The sequence below is a fragment of the Leifsonia sp. RAF41 genome (assembly GCF_052114085.1).
Lineage (GTDB): Bacteria > Actinomycetota > Actinomycetes > Actinomycetales > Microbacteriaceae > Leifsonia.
In genome coordinates, this window is record NZ_JBFREB010000001.1 from 894258 (window position 1) to 913719 (window position 19462).

At 60.3% G+C, this 19462-nt stretch carries 16 protein-coding genes; 10 read left to right on the forward strand and 6 right to left on the reverse strand.

From position 1 onward, the window contains the following. Positions 1–28 precede the first annotated feature (28 nt). From AB4Y74_RS04240 to AB4Y74_RS04265, 6 genes are all read left to right on the forward strand, one after another. Positions 29–853, forward strand: coding sequence for an ABC transporter permease (locus AB4Y74_RS04240; protein WP_441797866.1), 825 nt, complete (start codon positions 29–31; stop codon positions 851–853). Continuing rightward, positions 846–2570: an ABC transporter ATP-binding protein gene (locus tag AB4Y74_RS04245; protein ID WP_441797867.1), complete on the forward strand. Its 1725-nt coding sequence runs from the start codon at positions 846–848 to the stop codon at positions 2568–2570. The genes AB4Y74_RS04240 and AB4Y74_RS04245 overlap by 8 nt, the downstream gene beginning before the upstream one ends. 246 nt (positions 2571–2816) lie before the next feature. After that, entirely contained in the window at positions 2817–3938 is a 1122-nt protein-coding gene (locus tag AB4Y74_RS04250) for an SIS domain-containing protein (RefSeq protein ID WP_441797868.1), read from the forward strand. Further along, a complete protein-coding gene (locus AB4Y74_RS04255) occupies positions 3938–4801 on the forward strand; it encodes a PfkB family carbohydrate kinase (RefSeq protein ID WP_441797869.1) in 864 nt (287 codons plus the stop codon). The genes AB4Y74_RS04250 and AB4Y74_RS04255 overlap by 1 nt, the downstream gene beginning before the upstream one ends. Continuing rightward, the gene (locus AB4Y74_RS04260) at positions 4798–6861 is read left to right on the forward strand and encodes a hydantoinase/oxoprolinase family protein (protein ID WP_441797870.1); all 2064 of its coding nucleotides are present in this window, start codon (positions 4798–4800) and stop codon (positions 6859–6861) included. Before AB4Y74_RS04255 ends, AB4Y74_RS04260 begins: the two co-directional genes overlap by 4 nt. Then, on the forward strand, positions 6858–8525 hold the full coding sequence (locus AB4Y74_RS04265) for a hydantoinase B/oxoprolinase family protein (RefSeq protein ID WP_441797871.1): 1668 nt from the start codon (positions 6858–6860) through the stop codon (positions 8523–8525). Before AB4Y74_RS04260 ends, AB4Y74_RS04265 begins: the two co-directional genes overlap by 4 nt. A 408-nt stretch (positions 8526–8933) precedes the next feature. On the opposite strand, the gene AB4Y74_RS04270 is transcribed toward AB4Y74_RS04265, so the two are convergent. From AB4Y74_RS04270 to AB4Y74_RS04285, 4 genes are all read right to left on the reverse strand, one after another. Further along, positions 8934–9221 carry a hypothetical protein gene (locus tag AB4Y74_RS04270; protein ID WP_441797872.1) on the reverse strand — a complete coding sequence of 96 codons (288 nt, stop codon included), beginning with the start codon at positions 9219–9221 and terminating at the stop codon, positions 8934–8936. Between the two features lie 179 nt (positions 9222–9400). Continuing rightward, complete coding sequence (locus tag AB4Y74_RS04275; protein ID WP_441800392.1) at positions 9401–11086, reverse strand: ADP-ribosylglycohydrolase family protein; 1686 nt, start codon at positions 11084–11086, stop codon at positions 9401–9403. A 38-nt stretch (positions 11087–11124) separates the two neighbouring features. Beyond that, positions 11125–11838, reverse strand: coding sequence for a DarT ssDNA thymidine ADP-ribosyltransferase family protein (locus AB4Y74_RS04280; protein WP_441797873.1), 714 nt, complete (start codon positions 11836–11838; stop codon positions 11125–11127). After that, complete coding sequence (locus tag AB4Y74_RS04285; RefSeq protein ID WP_441797874.1) at positions 11835–13253, reverse strand: 3'-5' exonuclease; 1419 nt, start codon at positions 13251–13253, stop codon at positions 11835–11837. Before AB4Y74_RS04285 ends, AB4Y74_RS04280 begins: the two co-directional genes overlap by 4 nt. A 292-nt stretch (positions 13254–13545) precedes the next feature. Here AB4Y74_RS04285 and AB4Y74_RS04290 point away from each other — a divergent pair, with 292 nt between their 5' ends. From AB4Y74_RS04290 to AB4Y74_RS04305, 4 genes are all read left to right on the forward strand, one after another. Continuing rightward, on the forward strand, positions 13546–14343 hold the full coding sequence (locus tag AB4Y74_RS04290) for a hypothetical protein (protein ID WP_441797875.1): 798 nt from the start codon (positions 13546–13548) through the stop codon (positions 14341–14343). Beyond that, on the forward strand, positions 14336–15436 hold the full coding sequence (locus AB4Y74_RS04295) for an XRE family transcriptional regulator (RefSeq protein WP_441797876.1): 1101 nt from the start codon (positions 14336–14338) through the stop codon (positions 15434–15436). Before AB4Y74_RS04290 ends, AB4Y74_RS04295 begins: the two co-directional genes overlap by 8 nt. Positions 15437–15645: 209 nt before the next feature. Further along, the gene (locus tag AB4Y74_RS04300) at positions 15646–16317 is read left to right on the forward strand and encodes a hypothetical protein (protein ID WP_441797877.1); all 672 of its coding nucleotides are present in this window, start codon (positions 15646–15648) and stop codon (positions 16315–16317) included. 8 nt (positions 16318–16325) lie between these two features. Next, positions 16326–17024 (forward strand): hypothetical protein, encoded by a 699-nt coding sequence (locus AB4Y74_RS04305; protein WP_441797878.1) that lies wholly within the window; start codon positions 16326–16328, stop codon positions 17022–17024. On the opposite strand, the gene AB4Y74_RS04310 is transcribed toward AB4Y74_RS04305, so the two are convergent. Further along, the gene (locus AB4Y74_RS04310) at positions 17017–17727 is read right to left on the reverse strand and encodes a glycosyltransferase (RefSeq protein ID WP_441797879.1); all 711 of its coding nucleotides are present in this window, start codon (positions 17725–17727) and stop codon (positions 17017–17019) included. The two genes, AB4Y74_RS04305 and AB4Y74_RS04310, sit on opposite strands and share 8 nt — an antisense overlap. 965 nt (positions 17728–18692) lie before the next feature. Further along, positions 18693–19421, reverse strand: a complete 729-nt coding sequence (locus tag AB4Y74_RS04315) for a sirohydrochlorin chelatase (protein WP_441797880.1) — start codon at positions 19419–19421, stop codon at positions 18693–18695. Between the last annotated feature and the right edge of the window lie 41 nt (positions 19422–19462).

The window sequence follows — 19462 nt, forward strand, 5'->3', positions numbered from 1 at the left end:
TAAGAACAGATTTCGTCATATTTGGGTCGTGTTTACCCCGCTACGCTGGGCCGCCCTGGCCTTCGTGTTGTTACTGGTGATTCTCGCTGTCTTCGCGCCGCTAATCATTGCGACAAACCCTGTCAATCAGGACATCGCGAATCGGCTCCTCGCTCCGGGTTCGCCGGGACACCTGCTCGGCACCGACGAGTACGGCCGCGACGTCCTGAGTCGGCTCGTGTATGGGGCGCGAGTGGAGCTCCTCGTCGCCTTCGGGGCGACCACGCTCGCGGCAATCTTCGGAACTCTCCTCGGGTTGTTGGGCGGATACTTTGGGGGGGTCTTCGAGTTCTTCACGATGCGTCTGACAACCGACGTACTGCTTGCGTTCCCTCCCGTCATCCTGGCTTTGCTCATCGTGACAATCTACGGACCAGGCGCTGTGACCTTGATTGCGGTGATGGGCATCTTGTTTGCACCGAAGTTCGCTCGCATCGTTTACGGGCAGACTCTAATCGTCAAGCGCCTGGAGTATGTGGACGCTGCTAAGGCTTTCGGTGCACGTACGCCCACAGCGCTGTTCCGAGTGGTTCTGCCGAACATCTCCGCACCGATTGTCGTGCAGTTCTCCCTTGTAATGGCAGCAGCAATTCTTCTTGAATCAGGACTTAGCTTTCTCGGATTGGGCATCATCCCGCCGGCTCCCTCGTGGGGCGGAATGGTTGCTTCAGGACAACGTTATATGGGCACCGACCCGTCGACGATCCTGATTCCGAGCATCGTCGTCGTGCTGACAATTCTTTCGTTTGGCCTGCTTGCAGACGCCTTACGGGACCTGCTCGATCCTCGGGCGAGAAAGGCTACTCATGGATGAGTCCATCATTGCTCCCCCCGTGCTGAGCATTCGGAATTTGTCAGTCGAATTTGGCGATGCCCACGACCGACGTCCTGTCACTTTCGGAGTGTCGTTCGACGTGCGCGCAGGTGAAACCGTAGCTCTCGTTGGAGAGTCGGGTTCCGGTAAATCTGTCACAGCGATGTCGGTACTGGGCCTTCTGCCAGACAACGCTCGTAGCACTGGCGTCATCGAACTGTCAGGGGAAGATCTCGTCACAGCAACGCCTGCGCGACTCCGGCAGGTGCGCGGCTCGGACGTGGGAGTCGTTTTTCAGGAACCAATGACTGCGCTAAACCCGGTTTATACAATCGGCTCTCAGCTCCGCGAAGTGCTCGTGGCGGGACGTGGCCTCCCGCGGGAGCAAGCGGAAACTCGCGCGCTTGAGCTACTGAAGCTTGTCAAACTGCCAGACCCAGAGCGACGCCTCCACCAGTACCCGCACCAGTTGTCGGGCGGCCAAAGACAGCGAGCGATGATCGCCATGGCAATCTCGGGGGACCCTAGATTGTTAATCGCGGATGAACCGACCACCGCACTGGATGTGACAGCACAAGCGGAAATACTTGACCTCTTGCTTGAGCTCCAGGGCCGCCTTGGTATGGCTTTACTGCTCATCACTCACGACATGGGCGTCGTCGCGGATGTTGCCACCCACGTGGTTGTGATGCGACAGGGCCGCGTGGTGGAGGACGCTACTTGCGCCACACTTTTCGCCGATCCCAAGCACGAGTACACGCGCCAGCTTTTGGCTTCCGTCCCATTCCTGGGGAAGAGCCAGATCGTCCAACGACAGCCCACCTCTTCGACGTCTGCTATTGACACAAAGGCCAGCGACAACCGGGCTCGTCGCAGCGGCCGGCCGACTGCCAGCGCGGGTGACGCCGTGCTGGATATCCGTGACCTCGTGATTCGTTACCCTGGTCGCTTTGGTGAACGCGCATTTGTCGCCGTCGACCATGTTAATCTGCGGGTGGAGCGCGGCGACGTGGTGGGCCTTGTGGGTGAGTCGGGATCGGGCAAGACGACAATCGGCCGTGCCGCTCTTGGGCTTGCACCAATCACTTCGGGCAGTGTCCGCGTTGCCGGCATCGAGGTCGGGCAAGCCGGTGCACGTCAGCTCCGAGCCCTCCGACGTGAAGCTTCAATTGTCTTCCAGGACCCAGCCTCGTCGCTAAACCCTCGAAGCACAATCGGTACGAGCATCGCTGCACCGCTGCGGTGGAACAACATCGAACGAAACTCGAAGGCTCGACGCCGTCGCGCCGGCGAGTTGCTAGAACTCGTTCAGTTGCCTTCGGATTGGATCGACCGGTACCCGCACGAGCTCTCCGGAGGCCAACGCCAACGAGTGGGCATCGCCCGCGCGCTGGCGATGCAACCTAGCATCATGGTCGCCGATGAGCCCACATCGGCGCTTGACGTGTCGGTGCAGGCATCCGTGCTACGACTCCTCCTCGACCTTCAGTCCGAAATGGGGTTCTCATGCCTCTTTATTAGTCATGACCTTTCCGTCATCGAGCAGCTGGCAAATCGCGTGGTCGTACTGAATCGTGGACGCGTCGAAGAGGAGGGTAATACTCGCCAGATCCTTCATCATCCCCGAGTGGAATATACGAAGCGACTCATCCAGGCCGTGCCTGTACCTGACCCTGTTCTTCAAGCCGACCGACGACTTATCAGGTTGACCGAATAGCTCTGGCGGCCCCGCCAAAGCGTCGACCACCAATCAAACTGTCCGCCGTCTCGTGCCCGCTTAGTCGTCGGCATGATCGGTGCGACGAGGTCACCTATGCCGTGGGGGAGGAGCTGTCGGCTTCGTCAGCCGGATCCGCTCCCAGCGCCCTTCGAGGGCGGTCAGTGTGCCGTCTGGTGATCTCCTTATGCACGAGGCGGATGGTCGCGCCGGAAACCCAGCTCGTCAGGCAACTGACAGATTTGTATGACAATCAACGACGGTATTGACACCGTTCCCAAAACCGCCGACGATGATTTTGACACCGTTCCCAAAAGCACATACCGATTCCACGAAAGCGAGGCCATGGTGGCCAGACCGATCCCAATTCCGTCCGACTTCGAAGAGGTTGTTCAGCACGCAATCGACCAAGATGACAAGGCCAGAGATGCCGTATCAGAAGCTGTCCGTCGTGGAATCGAGCGCGTATATCTGGTCGGGTGCGGCGGCTCGCACTTTGGCACCTATCCGGCGTTCGACCTGCTCGATCGTTATGCCGAAGGGATCGCGGTTCAGCGCATCACTAGCGCTGAGCTGACGAGCCGCAATCCGACAGGCCTGGACGCCCGCGCTCTGGTGATCGTTGCGTCGCATTCGGGTAACACACCTGAAACGGTCGCCGCCGCCGAATTCGCTAAGTCCAAAGGGGCGCTCATTGCGGCCATCTCCCGGACGGGCGACAACGGCCTGTCACGCATTGGCGATGCGCATTTCGACTATCCCGAGACAATCACAGCTACCGAGCCCAAGCTCGTACACAACCTTCAACTTGCCGTTGCCCTGTTGGATGCATTCGGCGCACCCGACAAGAGCCGAGAGTTGCGAGAGGGCATACCGGCCCTTCCAGCCGCGCTTCGCGCTGGAAAAGATGAGATTGCAGATACGGCTGAGCACATCGCCGACCTGCTCGAGGATTCTCCGCTCAGCTACGTCGTCGGCGGTGGCCCGGCTTACGGCATCGCCAAGATGACCTCCTGGTGCTATTTCCAGGAAATGGAATGGATGCATTCGGCCGCTATCAACGCCGGAGATTTCTTCCACGGCCCGTTCGAAATGGTCACCGGGTCGACCCCGCTAATTGCCCTCGTCGCCGAAGACGCAAGCCGACCGCTGGGAGAGCGGGTGGTGCGGTTCGGGGAGCGTTACACCAAGTCGTTCGCAGTCGTCGACACCGCGGCGCTGACAGCACCTGGCATCACCACGAAGAGCCGGCCAGACCTCAGCCCAATCATCTTGATGTCCGCGAACCGACGTATTCTCGACCACGTTGCTGCCCGGCGCGGTCACGACATGTCGGCACGTCGGTACATGTGGCAGGTCGAGTACTGATGAAGCTCTTGGGAATCGGCGACAACGTAGTCGACCGGTACCGCGACCTCGGGCTTATGTATCCGGGAGGCAACGCTGTAAATGTGGCCGTCTTTGCATCACGATTGGGCGCCAGCTCAGCGTATATGGGCCAGGTCGGAGGCGACGATGCTGGCGACCATCTGCTCCGCAGTCTCATCGCAGAGCATGTCAGCGTTGACGCTTGCTGGCGTGTGACCGAGCCCAACGCGTACGCGGACGTGGCGATCGCAGGAACGGACCGCGTCTTCCTTGGTTCGAATCGTTCCGCGGCGCTCTATGTGCCCTCTCGCGAGCAGCTCGAAGTGTCGCGGACATTTGATGTTGTTCACAGTGGGTATGCCGGCCCTATCTTGCCTTACGTCGAGCATCTTGCCAGCCTGACGCGGGTCTCGTTCGACTTTGGGAGCCGTTACGACGTCAAAGAAGCCTTGGAGGCGGCGCCCTACTTGTACTTGGCCGCCTTTTCGGCGAGCCACCTCAGCCATGACGAAGCGGCCACGCTCGTTCGCGATGCCATTGCAGCCGGGGCGCAATACGCGCTAGCCACTCGTGGTGAGGCCGGCGCGTTTCTTGCAACGCCGCGTGAAGTGTTGTTCCAATCCGCCGATCGAATCGCTGTACTCGACACCCTCGGAGCAGGTGACGCGTATATCGCATGCGTTCTAGTCGGCTTGCTTAGCAGCCGGGACCCGCGACTTGTGCTGGCGTCCGCCGCAAGCCTCGCTGCGCAGGTCTGCCTAGGGCACGGCGCGTTTGGACATCCATACCCTTTTGATCCCTCATCAAATCCCGCGGACTATTCTCACCGCCCCGCACCACAGAAGAAAGCGATCAACAAATGAGCCTGCGTATCGGAGTAGACACCGGTGGGACCTTCACCGATGTTTGTGCGTTCGATGATGAGACTGGGCTGTTGCATGTCCGCAAGGTCTCAAGCACGCCCGATGACCCAGGGCGCGCGATAGTTCAGGGTGTTGAAGAGATCCTGGACCAAATTGGGCAGCGAGCAATCAGCGAAATCTCGTATTTTGCTCACGGCACGACTGTAGGCACGAACGCGCTCCTTACCGGTGGCGGTGTCGAGACGGGAGTGATCACCACGAAGGGGTTCCGGGACTTGCTGGAACTCGGCCGCGGGCGCCGACCCGACATGTATAACCCTCAGGCTGACAAGGCGGCTCCGCTCGCTCCTCGCCATTCACGAATGGAGGTGAATGAGCGCGTTCGTCACAACGGGGAGGTAGAGACGGCGCTCGACGAAGCACAGGTCCGCGTCGCGGTTCGGAAACTGCGAGAGCAACAAGTCAAAGCCATCGCTGTGTGTTTGCTATACAGCTACATTCATCCCGACCACGAGCGGCGGGTTCGAGAAATCATCAGAGAGGAATACCCCGAGGTTTACGTATCGCTTTCTAGCGAAGTGCTACCGGAGTTTCGCGAATACGAGCGGCTCTCCACGGTCGTTGTGAACTCCTATGTCGGGCCAGTCGTATTCCGGTACCTGGCTCGGTTGCGCGAGACGCTCGCATCCAAGGGCCTGGAGGCCGTACCGCATGTCACGCAGAGCAACGGTGGCATCATCCCCTTTGTGACGGCCGAAGCTATGGCAGTTCGACTCGTCCTTTCCGGCCCCAGCACCGGGGTGGTCGGAGCAGCGCAGCTTTGCAACGCTGCAGGTTTCCCCAACATCATTACTTTTGATATGGGGGGCACATCATCTGACATCTCGCTGGTGCAGAACGGCAAGCCGAAAGTCACCAGCGGCATGGAACTTGACGGGCGGCCAATCCGGTCCCCAATGCTTGACATTCACACCGTCGGTGCAGGCGGGGGATCGCTCGGGTGGATCGACAGTGGTGGCCACCTGAAAGTCGGCCCGCAGAGCGCCGGCGCCTTCCCCGGCCCTGCGTGTTACGGCCACGGCACCGAGGCGGCCGTAACGGACGCAAACGTTGTTCTCCAAATGCTCAATCCGGAGTATCTCCTCAATGGTCAGATGAAAATTGATCGCGCGCTCTCCGTCAAAGCCGTAGAGCAGCTGGCTGGGCCGCTCGGACTCGATGTGGAAGAAACGGCGCTCGGGATTCTCCGGGTCGTAACGGCAAATATGGCCCGAGCAATCCGGGTGGTTTCAGTTCAGCGCGGTTACGACCCCAGGGACTATGCCCTCGTACCTTTCGGAGGCGCGGGACCACTACATGCGTCGCGCCTGGCGCGTGAACTCGGTATGACGCAAATTGTCGTACCTGAAACGCCTGGCGCACAGTCGGCCATGGGTCTGCTGATGACGGACATCCAGACGGACTTTATGCGCACACACCGAGTGGACGTAACCGACGAGAACGCAGGAGCATTGGCCGCTACCTTCGACGGGCTGGCTTCTCAGGCCGATGAGTGGTTTGACTTGGAAGAAGTGCCCACCGAAGGACGCACTATCGTTCGTCGAGTAGACATGCGCTACCGAGGTCAGAATTTCGAACTGGCAGTGGACCTACGCGATGACCTTAACCTCGTTCTTGAAGGCACCGGAGAGCTCACTGAGTTGTTCCATGAGGCTCACGAACGCGTATACGGCTACAGGTCTCCCGAGGCGACAGTCGAAGCTATCACTTTCAGAGTTGAGGCTCACGGCCAGACCCCACGGGTGGAACTGCATACTTCGCCCGATGGTGGAAGCGACCCGACACACGCCCTTATTGGGACTCGCGACACTTACTTCGATCCTGCGGTCGGGTTCGAGCCGGTACCTGTGTACGACCGCTCGCTACTCGTGCCGGGCAACAAGATCGTAGGTCCGGCCATCGTCGAGCAGATGGACACCACTACTGTCTTGCTTCCGGGCGATGAATTATCCGTCGATGTGTACCGCAATCTCGTAATTCAGATCGGAGCCTTCCAGTGACCACGACAGCAACTCTCCGCCCCACCCTCGATCCGGTCCTGGTTGAGGTTATCGGTTCTGCTCTCGCAACGATCGTCGAAGAGATGAGCGAAACCCTAATCAAAGCCGCATTTTCGCCGAACATTAAGGAGCGCCGCGACTGCACAGCGAGCCTCTTCGATGCCCGGGGGCAGGCACTCGCGCAGGACGAGGGCGGCTCGCCACTGCACCTTGGCTCGCTGATGGGAATCGTGGACGCTATTCGCTCCCGCTACACCGAGGACCAGATACGACCGGGCGACATCTTTATCGGCAATGATCCTTACACCGGCGGAGGATCGCACCTGCCGGACATCGTGCTGGCGTCGCCAGTCTTCGTAGACGACGAGATCAGCGCATGGGCCGCAACGCTCGCCCACCATGCAGATTTTGGTGACCGTGGACACGCCCACATCTACCAGGAGGCGATCCGAATCCCTCCCGTCCGCCTCGTTAGGGAAGGCGTGCGCCAGGAGGACCTGCTTCAGTTGATCCTCTTGAACTGCCAGATTCCTGATGAGCGGCTTGCAGACCTTCGCGCCCAGGAAGCTGCGCTGCGAGTCGCCACTGCGCGGTACCTGGAGCTCACCGAACGATACGGCGCGGAAGTCCTGGCTGAGGTGTCAAAGGAACTGCTCGACTATACCGAGCGGCGGACCCGTGCCGCGATCGCCGAACTCCCAGACGGTGAGTACACGTTCGAGGATTACTTCGACTGCCCAGAGCTGGATGACGAGTTGCTTCTAAAAGTGCGCATCGTGGTAGCCGGAGATGAAATAACCTTCGATTTCAGGGACAACCCTCCGCAGGTGCGTGCAAGCGTTAACGTCGTTTGGACGGGCCTCTACGCGTCGGTTTACTACACGCTGAAGACACTGATCGACCCCGATATCGCTCCCAACGCCGGCCTCTACCGGCCGGTGCATATCAAGGCAGATCTCGGAAGCATTCTCAACTGCCAGGAACCTGCCGCGGTCAACGGCCGAAGCGAGACAAGCCAGCGCATCGTCGACCTTATCCAGGGGGCCCTCGCGGAGGCCATTCCAACTCGGGTGACTGCCGCCTCCAACGGGGCCAACACCGGCGTCCATTTCTCCGGCTACGACGCCGAGCGCGACCGGAACTTCGTCTATGTAGAGACCATGGGTGGCGGCAGCGGCGCGCGCTACAACAAGGACGGCTTGGACGGTGTGCAGGTGCACATGACGAATACGTCCAATCTCCCAGTTGAAAGTCTCGAGTCCGAGTACCCGCTATTCGTCGAGGCGTACGAACTCATGGACGACTCTGGCGGCGTCGGCAAGTTCCGCGGGGGCCAGGGTATCCGTCGACGCATCCGCACAGAGGCTAACGACATCCACTTTTGGGTGGACACAAGTCGCCTGAAATCGCAGCCGTGGGGGTTGTTCGGCGGTGGTCCCGGAAGGTCGGCCCGGTACGTCCTGAGTGAAGACGCAACACCCGTGGATCACGGCTACACCATGCTGAAGGCCGGACAGACGGCGTCGATCGAAACCGCGGGGGCCGGCGGTTATGGACCCCCGAGCGAGCGGCCTGCATCTGAGGTAGCACAGGATCTCGAGGACGGTCGCATCAGCGAGGAAACCGCGAACAAGCTTTACCCGACGCAATCCCAGCGCCAGTGAACCTGACGAGGACTCGGGAATGTCTGACAGCGAGCCGTCTGCTACTCACGAGGTAGGTCGGGCAAATGGTGCGGCACGGGATGTCGATCTCGAAAGTTCATACGCGTCTTCTCGAGAGCGGGTCAGAGAAGATGAGTGCGAACTGGGAATGCTGCCAAGCAATATCGTCCTATCCGTGAACTAGGAAGAGCGGACTCCGCATCAGCCAGCCGGCCCGGGTCGGCATATATCGGCTGCCACGGTGCTACCGCAGGCCTCAGTACGCTGGGCCTCATAGCCTGGTAGAGACGTTCAGTACGCAGAGGGCATGCACCTGCTGTGGTGCAAATCGAAGGAAGAGGCTTGTTGTTTCGGCTAGGGGATTCTGCAATCCATGGTCGCCGCAGAGCGAGGCTCGGTTAGAGCGCTCTAGTCTTGAGGCAATTCAGTCCAGGCGTCGCGGAGCGCGCGCTCCAACTCTTCTTTCATGTCAATGAGATGCGCCAAGAGATATTGCTCTTTTTCGGAGAGGCCGCCCTGATTCTTCATGCGGCGATGGAGGTCATCTATTTTGCTTTGAAGAAGTTGGACGGTGACGTTCGCCGCCTCGTCGTATCCGTCCGCATACGGCTGCTGGAGCGCCCGGCGAGCGCCTTCCTTGGCCGTTGCGGTCAGCTCGTATCTCAGGCGTTTCATCAGCCTGTCGTTGCTCGACATTGTGTTCCTTTGAATTGAGGACCGTTGATCAGGGGCGTAGCGCTGCGACAACTTGGAAGATGCAGCTAGCGGCGGAGGTGTGAGTGTCTCCTCAACAGGTGAAGGCAGGCGTTAGGGCATCACTCCCACCGTGTCCCTCGCTCGCGACCTCTTGGTCAGCAAAATAGGTCGGGGTCGGGTTATCCATCGGACTCCGTTACGATCACCGTCCGGCCGTCGGGGTCGATAAGTTGCAAGTGCGTGCCTAGCGCATCGCTGACGCGCGTCTTCTCACCGATGCGCGTGGCAAATCCGCGGATGTCGGACACCGTAAAGCTGACTTGACCATCCGGCAAGCTGAGCGTGTCCGAATGCGGCAAAACTTCGAAGCGGACGGATCCGGTCAGCCTGAACCCAGCGGAAGTACGCTCGAGGGGATGCTCCACAAGCCGTTCGTAAAAGGAGACGGTTTTCTTCAAGTCAGTGACGCCCAGCGAAACAATGACACCTTTGTCGCGGACGCCTTCGCGCCGCTCGTCGGGATTGGCGGGTAGTCGCGAGCCCGAGGACGAGGGCGCACCAAGCTCACTTCTTGCAGTCGACGTTCCATCCTTTTGTCCGCTATTCCGGCGCATACGGTCGACGATGACGGATTGACCATCTTCGAGATGGAGGCGGAATCTCGACACGACTGGCGTCTGCGAAATCACTGACGTCTTGATTACTTGGTACTTTCGGCCATCGATAAACGTCCCGGATTCGCCACCGCGGTCGAGCGCGATGTACAACGATTGCGTCGTGCTTCGTCCCACCGGAGGGAGCAGCGGAACGCCTTCTACCAGGGCTGAAGCGAGTCGGGCTAGGTAGGAGGCGTCCTGCACGTCGTGCAGGTCACCGAGCCACTGAGAACCATGAATAGCGCCAAGCAGCGACCCCGTCATCGAGGCCAAGGTGTCTGTGTCCGCGCCCTGCTCGAACGCGGCCTGCAGCAATCCGCTTATAGGCCTCGTGCCGGCGCGGCTTGCGAGGTAAATGGCGGCTGCGGCAGACGCGGTGCCCGAGCCCGAGTACTTGCCGATCGCCCCTAGGTCATTGAGTGTTGCCGAAACGTTGGACATACTCCCTTGACGGAGCGAACGCCTTGCGGTGGCAAGTAGGCCATACATTTCTGCGTTAACGGAGTTCCATTGCTCGACGTAGTTGGCCTGCGTAATTGAGTCCAGCCAACCGTGGGGTGCATGCTTAAGCGCGACCCGGCCGTCGATGAGTCCACTTTCCGCCGCATGAACCAGGGACTCAGGTTCGAACACCTCCTCGCTTTGTAGGGCGAACGCGAGAGATGAGGCGAAACTCATCGCGCCAATCAGGGCGCGAGGATGTCCATGGGTCAGAACTCCGTCGCGAACAACTCGTTCCAGTAAAGATTCCATGGGGAGGCCGCGTGCCGTCGCCCAAATGACGTGAGGGGCGATCCGCATAGCGACACCATTTGCCCCTGCCTCGAAATACGCCTGTGTATCGCTGGGTCGCTTACCTCGCCACGGGGTGACCTTGTCCGCCCAGGAGTTCGCGGCCCTCAAGACTGCCCTTCCCCCGCCCCGTTGGTAGGTCGGCCACGACGGGAATTCGATCTGGGTGAGGTATCTTTCCCAGTCGTCGGACACCAAGCAACTCCTCGCGACGGCAAGCATGAGCTGCGTGTCGTCGCTGTAATCCCCGGCGTCGACTGTCTCCTGGTAGCGGGCGAAGCGCGTCCCGCTGTTGCGGTGCCAAGATGAAAATTCCGGCGTGGGACGACGCGCGAGCCGAGCGCGCTTTCCTCCGACGAGTCCACCACGTTCCTCTTGGGGCCACCCCAGGGAGTCTCCGGCGGCAGCCGCAAGCATCAGCGCCTGAGCTCGCTCATGAAGGCTACGTGCCACGGCTATCCTCCGATCCAGTTTGTGGTTGTCCAGGGTCCCTCGAGAGAAATGGGCTGACTTCTTGTTACGGCCGATACGACCCTATCTTTCTGGAAAAGCCCCTCGGACGTGAACCAGGGAAGGCCCTGGTCGTCGATGCCAAGGTGACTGAGCCGACCCTGATCACGTCGCAGACTGTCCATATCTGGCACCACTATCCCGGTGACCGCCGACAGCGGAATTGACCTGGGAATCAAAACCTCTGCCTGCACATCAGTGGGGGAGTTCACGTTGTGGGTGGCTCTCCGTGCGCGACCGTTGACACTCGGGGCGAATAACTTGTCGACAGCCTCTGCCCCGGACGATAAGTATCTACCGGAACCAGTCGCTGCGTTCACGGGCGAGAACAGCACCCCAGCGCGCGCAGCCTGCATCGGATCGATCAAGAAGATGACCCAATCCGAGTAATTGACCGTCGCGAGTCTCCCGGATGCTCGGAAGAAGTAAAACATGTTGGGATACTCCAGGCTGCAACACACGTGGTCGCGTTGGCCGTCATACCGTTCACGGTCGGTGATAACGTGCAACGCCTCACGTCGTTCGAGCTCGGCGGTCGAGAGGATTTCGCCGGTGCGCAATATGCGCCGCAAGTTCCGGCTGTTAGTGAAATGCGTGAGGCGTGTGACGCCGCGGGCTTCAAGGCGTGCAGCAATGTCCAAGTCGATGGTGGCTGTCATCCGGGCGTTTCCGACGTGAGCCATAGACCGCTTTCCGGGGACGGCAGGACAGAGGTGAATTCCTCGGTATATGTTGCCAACAGCTCATCGCGCGCGCGCGTAATGCCGACGTAGAGGAGTCGAGCGTCTCGTTCCATTGCCTCCTCGTGGCCAAAGGCTTCTGCGGCGTCTGGGTCCGGATGGTCGGAAGCATTCAGTCCGGGCATGATAATTCCATCGAACTCCAGCCCCTTGGCCGAATAGTAGGTGCCGAAGTAGATGCCCGGCTTATCCGACCAGGGACTGTCTTCTTTTAGCCCCCGAACACCATTGAGGCCGATTGTGTACCACCGTGCTTCGCTCCAGGTCGGCGCCAGGATCGCAACGCGTCCGGTCGCTCCGAGCTGCTGGGCCTGAGCTCGTACAGCATCGCGCTCCGCTTCAGCGTTCGCCGCTCGGAAAAGTGTCGGTGGCGTGCCTGCCGTCGTGGGACTGGTGGGTACAACCAAGTCCAGCGAATCAGTGAAATGAGGGAGTGCAGACGTTCCAATTGCCAAGTTGGCGATACCGACGCTATTTCGAAAGTTCTCCTTGAATTCCTCGGCCTTGCGCACACGCAGGCCACAGCTCACATACGACGTCCGCTGTCCGTAGAGCTGCTGAGCATAGTCAGCAAACAGCGTGACGCTTCCGTCCGGGTCCACCATCTGCACAAGGGACCGGATCGCTTCTGGCGGCAGGTCCTGCGCCTCGTCGATCACGATGTGACGATAAAGACGTTCGTCCTGGTCTCTGTTTAGTTCGGCGAGCACCGCGGACGGAAGTTCCCACCAGTCGTAGCGGTAGCCGTTCTCAGCTCTCAACGAAAGGTACTTATCTCGGACCTCCCACAGAACCTGTCGCTGGCTGGGCTGCAGTGGTGCCAGCCGACCTCTCCGTTCGGCCGCGTAGTAGGCATCCCGCTCCGAAAAACCGTGACCCGAGATCCAGTCGAGCTCATCGAGGAAGAATTCGAGCGGACGGCTAAGCAATCTGGTTGGCCCGCGAGTAGACGCGACGTGCTCGATGGCTAGCCGCGCCAAGCCGTTTCGCGCATGACCGTCTAGCACGATGTTGTATCCGCCGAATTGTCCACGCCCGCGCAAGTACCCCCTGGCGACGTGGTGGTAGTTGCGTATGTCGACGCCGGCCGAGGCGCCTCCCGCGAGGTGTCGAAGGTAGGAGACGAGCGCCTTGTTATAGGTCACCAAGAGGGTTCGCCCCGCGTGGTTGTATTGCTGGTCGGCCAGGTACACAGCCCTGTGAACTGCCATCAAGGTCTTGCCCGATCCAGCAGTCCCGAGCACCACCTGGTCGCGGTCGGCATCGAGGTAGATGACATCCTCTTGGCGATCATTGGGCGTCGGCAGAGTACGTCTCAGCTGGTCGATCGGCACGCGCGTTCTACCCCCATCAGACGTTCGATCAAATTTAGACGGAGGGGGTGCTGGGTCGCCACCCTCCCGTTTGGGGGCATAGAGATAAAAGCCTGCGACCGACGCAGTCGCGGAAGTCCTCACCAGGGCAGACAAGCCTCAACTCGATGAAGTGCATTTTGGATAGCACTGCCGCAACGGCGGTTGCGGCCGATGGATAGCGAGCTCTGCCCAGGTTGGCGGAATCTGGCCATGACACGCCGAAAGTAAAAAACGACGCGCAATCTACTGGGCATCGTGTACCTTGGTCCACATGACCGCTGAAGTCGACGCCCTCTCCACCCTCCGGGCCTCGGGCCTGCTCGATGTCCTGACCTGGGCGGCACCTGCCGCGTTCGCCGCGACGGACCAGGTGTACGACGAGGACCAGGGCCATGACCAGGGCGTCGTCGGTTATCTCAACTTCAAGCACCTGAAGGACCACCTTGACCGCGCCACCTCGAATGGGCGCTTCGAGCTGGCCGACGGGCTCAACGGTGCTGGTTTGGATGTACTCAAGCGTGGCATCACTCCTGAAGCTTTCGACTCTATGCCGAACTTGGCGGCAGATGCTGTCGTTCGCCGTGATTACAAGCAGTCGCCGGGCTGGGCAATTCCGGGCTATCGGGTGCTGCTGCAGTCGTATCCCTTCGGCAAGATCGACGACATTAAGTGGGTGCAGCGCAGCGACGCTAAGAAGCGCGTGGCTGATCAGCTGTTCCTGGGCGACGACACGCTGTTTTCCGACGAGGAATTCGGCCTGGAGTCAATCCCGGGCATCCCTGATGATGACGATTTCGCCGGCGTCACGTTGGTTGCGGCACATGCCTTCAACCCGATGACTAAGCAGTTCGAGCTTTACATTGGGCAGAGCAAGAATCCTGGGCAGAACGACGATTCCTGCTGGCACTGGAAAAAGAAGCTTCTCTCTGGCGGCACGCCGATGGGCGGCACGGGTCTTCCCGTTCCGCCCGCCATGCCACGTGGGGGAGCCTCAACGGACGTCGAGGACGTGCCAGTGCGGATTAAGCGCACAGGCGCAGGCGAAGGTTCTGGCATGGCCAATGGTTGATGTGCGTCGGCCATCTCAGACACTCGCCGCTGCAGCCTCATTCTTCAACGGCGAGCGCCTCACCATGGCACGACAGCTAAAGGGGCTCAAGAAATCCCACCTTGCCTCGCTCATCGAGATGTCGCCGGCCTCGGTGACGGCGTGGGAGAGCGGTGCCAAACAGCCCAACCGCGCGACCGTGGCGAAACTGGCGCTCGCCCTCCAAGTCGAGCCGCAGTTCTTTGGCGGCGGGGCACCGCCGAAGACAAACAAGCCACACTTCCGGTCGCTCCGGTCGACGCCACAGCTCGCGCAAGACGAGGCGGAGGCCTACGGCAGGTTCGTGGCAGAAATCGCAGGCATGCTCGAGAACGTGGTGGAGTTCCCAGAGACGCTCCTCCCGGACCTCCCCGTGGATCCTGACGAACGTTCAATGACTCCCGAAGAAGCGGCAGGAGAGGCGCGGGAGCACTTCAGCCTCCCTCCCGGTCCTGTGCAACATATGGTGCGTCTTGTCGAGCGCTACGGCGTCGTCGTAGTGTTCAGTGAGCCAGGTGTGGCATCGATCGACGCGTACTCTCTGCATTCAGCGACCCGGCCGATCATCGTGTTGAATCCGGTGAAGGACGACTACTACCGGCAGCGGTTCGATGTGGCTCATGAGCTTGGCCACCTGATCATGCATCACGATGCAGAACCTGGCGGAAAGGTTGCCGAGGAGCAAGCCAATCGATTCGCTTCGGAGTTCCTCATGCCAGCCGAGGAGATTGCGCCATTCCTTCCCACCTCGACCGCAGGAAAGGCGTGGGCGGAGTTAGCGAAGCTCAAGGAGTACTGGGGCGTGAGCCTTGCTGCGCTGCTCTACCGGGCGCGAGCGCTCGGGCTTATGAGCGATGTCTCGTACCGCAACGCAGCCGTGCGAATGTCGCAGAACGGCTGGCGCCGTGCGGAGCCCGGACGAATCTCGTCGCTGGAGATGCCGTCAATGCTTCCGCGCGCACGCGAGGTGTTGCGCGCGGTTGGCATTGACGAGGATTCGTTCCTGTCGGGGTCGGGGCTGCCCGTGAGGTTGTACGAGATTGCGGCGTCTCGGGTGCCGGTTGCAGCGGTGTGAGGGGACCGCTCGTAGTCACCGTGGAGGCGTGCCGCATCGTTGGATCGAGCATGCTCTTGAGATGCGAGCGCAACGCACCGCAATAGTTTCGCCCTCACGGCCGAAGGGCATGTCGCGAACTATCTGAGGGCGTCGGTGACCAGAAGGACGAGATTGGTCGCCCAGATGGTCACTCGGCCAGCGGGTACGCGTTGTCGTAAGATCTCCCCGTGCGGGAGGTAAGCGACAAGTCGAGTGATTGCGCGCCGCTGCGCGACTCCATTGACGACGTTAGCGAATTCGCTCCTAGCCATCCCCGCAGCATCCTCGCTATCGAAGGACCATCGCTCTCAGGCAAAACCACGCTCATAGCGCGGATTCTCGCAGCTCACACGCAAGTATTTCACTTCGGTTGTTATGTGGAAGCCCTAGGAGCAAGCCCGATCCCTCCATTCGACCCAGGCTCGACTGCCGGGCAAGTTGAGGCATTTCTCGTTTTCGCTCAAGTGGAGGCCGAACGAAGCGCGAAGCTAGCGCTGTTGGACCCTGCATACTCTGTGTTGTTCGATCGATCGATTGATTCACTCCTTGCTCACGCCTACGCCCTGGACAAGTTGCGCAGGTACGACTCGTTACCGCGAGTGAGGGACCTCGCGGCTCAGCTTCCCGTTTCGGTCCCCGACGCAACCTTTTTCCTTGATGCCGCACCGTCGCTGCTGCGGAGTCGGCTGGAGACTCGCATGGGAGCCCTGCCTCCCATGTTTATCGACGATGAGTTTGTTGCTGCCTTCAAGGAGTTTTTCGAGTTAGACATGCAGCTGTCTCCCTCCGTGACCTTCATCGACGCAGCGTCCGTCGAGGACGTGATCCCTTTGCTTATGACGGATTTCTTGTTAAAATGAAAAATGTAATGGTCGACCGATCACAGCATCCTGAACCAACCGCACAGGCCGCCCTATTCCGACGGGTTGTATTCGTTGACTGGCACGGTGTCCTGAGCAATCTCAATTTCTGGGATTCGATCGAGAAGAATCACAAACATCCGTATCACAGGGCTGTCGACGCCGTTCGTCAGCGCATATTCGACGGTGACACCGCGATGCTTCAGTCCTGGATGCGAGGAGAGGTAACTACCAACGAAGTCGTTCGCTCGGCCGCGATGCTCCGGGTGGAGGACCGGCGGTTCCGCCCGCGGTTCCTTGAACGTCGTCTGCTGGAAGAATGCGTGCGCGAGCCGCTAAACGCTTCTCTTGTGCGCGCCCTTCGCGAACTCGCTGCTTCTTGGCAGATCGTAATCGCAACGGACAACATGGACTTTTTTCAAGAGATGGCGTGGGCACGACGTGACATCCGGTCGTTTGCCGACGGCATAATCTCGTCCGCCACCGTAGGCGTCCTGAAGGCTGAAAGCCCTGAACGCTTCTTCGGCCCGTGGCTAAGGCAGCGTGGGATCGATGTGCGAAACGCCGTTCTGATAGACGACAGTCGCGCAAACTGCGACGCGTTCGAACGATTCGGCGGGACGGCGATTCTTGTCGATTCGTACGGTCGCGCCGGGGAGGCCGCTCTAGAGTTGGAGAAATTGCAGCGGCCGGGTCCAGCTATCTAATCGCGTTCTCGCGCCAGCTCTTCCAGAGTCGTGCACTCCGCGTAAATCGCCCCACTATCCAGGCGTTCTGCAGAAGGATCATCCGGAGGTTGCTCCACTCGTCGTACCGTCGTGTCGATGGCCAGATGATTGAATCGGGCACTATTTTTGGTCCCGGAAGGAGCTGAGCCCGGAGGTGCTCGCCCGCGCGAATGTATAAGTCAACATCCTCGCTCATTCGCATCTCTGCGTTGTATCCGCCAAGGGTTTCGAACAGGGCCCTTTCATAGAACTGGCCGACACCCTGCGCCGGGCCGCCGCGCGCGCGTCGTCGATCCCAGTACGCGCATATAAACCACGAGCCCAACTTCTTAGGGCGGTAGATCGCCGTGGGCGCCCCAGCACGCAAGTCGCCACCATTAATTGCGATGTCCAACGCGACCAGGAACAGCGGTGAAACCCTCACGTCGGCATCGACAAAGACGATGTAGTCGCCCCTTGTAGCGCGCGCTCCGGCATTTCTGGCAGCGCCGGCCCCTGGCAGTGGTTCATCGATGCACCGAACGCCGATATGTGCCGCCACGGTCGCCGTGTCGTCGGTGCTGCCGTTGTCCACCACCACTATTTCTACGCTGGCGTTCACAAGCCGCTTGGCTCGATCTGCGCACAGGGCGAGAGAATCGAGTGTCTGGGCAATGGTGAATGACTCGTTGTACGCGGGCACGACAATTGAGTAGGACCGCGACATCGGCGAGGAAGGAGCGTCGACGCTCACTTGACTAGATCTCCATTCATTCGACAGCGCGGTCCCCGCGCAGGTGGTCTCCACCTAGAACTGGACGACTTAGAGTCGCGCATTTTGAGCGTCAGCTAAGCAGGCGTTTCCCTCAGCCGCAACATTATTGAGCGCCGGTTACGTCATTATCGAAATGATCTCTCAGCTCATCGCAGCAGAACGTGTCGGGCTGGACGTCATGGAATTTCGCTCGGTGGCACCGGAACTAATCGCCCGCCCGTGAGCAACCCCGGCGCCTCGGAAGCTGAGCGCCCGTCACTGCGCGGGTCAGGTCGGACAATAAGCCTCCTGGCGAATGGTCTCTGGGAATCTCAGGCTTGCCTGAGCAGATCTCCGGTGCGTCTCGGAGGTTTCTAGATGCCTTGCGACGTGCTCCCTGTTCCGGAGCCCTAATTAGGCCGACGTACCGAGTGGTGCTTGGGATACTCGCAAGCGCCGGAGTCGTCCTCGATGTGATGTATTCCCGCAGGAGCCCGAACGGACGGCGCGATGGATGGCTGTCTATGAGCCGGCGTCCCATTCCCAGGACCACCGCTGTGCAACGATCGCGCGAGCCGGGCCTTACAAGGTCGACATACGCAGTAATGGAAACCTCAACTTCGCTTGGAGACGAACTAGGTTTGGCCGCGACAGCGCGATCGGCCAGGCGGAACACTGAAACGAGACTCGATGCCACCTCAGCGGACGGAGCGGGTGCGATCGCTCATCGTGCTCGCGCTCACTAGTGCTTCATTTGTGCTGCTCGCCATACTGTGCCTGGTGCAATGGTCGGCGCTGTCGGTTGCCGGGGTGACCGTGTCTGCAGTGATCCTGCTGACAGGGGCCGCCTTCGGCTTGGTCAGCTCTATACATGAGCTGCTTCGGCTTCTTAGGATGCCGAAGGCCCACGCAGGTCAATCGAAGGCCGACCGCGCGGACCAATAGCGGCGCAGTGCCACGTCGATGAGTCTGCCATGGGGCGGCCCCTCGGCCCGCAGCAATGGCTCAGTGGTGCGATCTGCACCCGCGGTTGCTAACAGCCCGTGAAAGTAGCCGGGCGCAAGCATATAACTCGAGATCGCTAGCCGTTCACCAGTCGGATGGAGGTGCCTCGCGTGCTTGACCGCGTCGTCCACGGAGGGTGTGGCGGAGCTGACGAATCCGACGGCGATGGCCCCGGCCCAGACTTTCCCCAGTAGCGCACCAGCGCGTCTGGCGTCGTCTATTCCGGCAGGGTCGCTGGACCCTGCAACCGCGAGCACAACTGGCTCGTCCGAGCAATGCCCGGCCTCGGCGAGGCGTTCGACAAGAACCTCCGAGAGGTGGGCATCGGGGCCGAGTGGTGCTGCGATAACAGCTCTGTGACTGTAGGGCTCGACGGCCCCCGGTAGGTCGCGTCCAACATGGACGCCACGAGAGAGCAGCAAGGGAATTACCACAATCAAAGCCTCAGCGGGGAGCGCTGCCAACGCGACCGAGAGGCGGGGAGCCTGCACATCGACGAACGCGTGAACTGCCAAGTCGGCGTCCAGGTTCTCGTGAATCGCTGCGGCGTACCGAGACATCGTGAGCTGACCAAGCGGGTCTGACGTACCGTGCGAGACGGTGACGACGGCGATGAGGGGTCTTCGCAGATGACGCACCCGCGAAGACTGGCACAGATTTCTGGATTGAGTCTAAATAT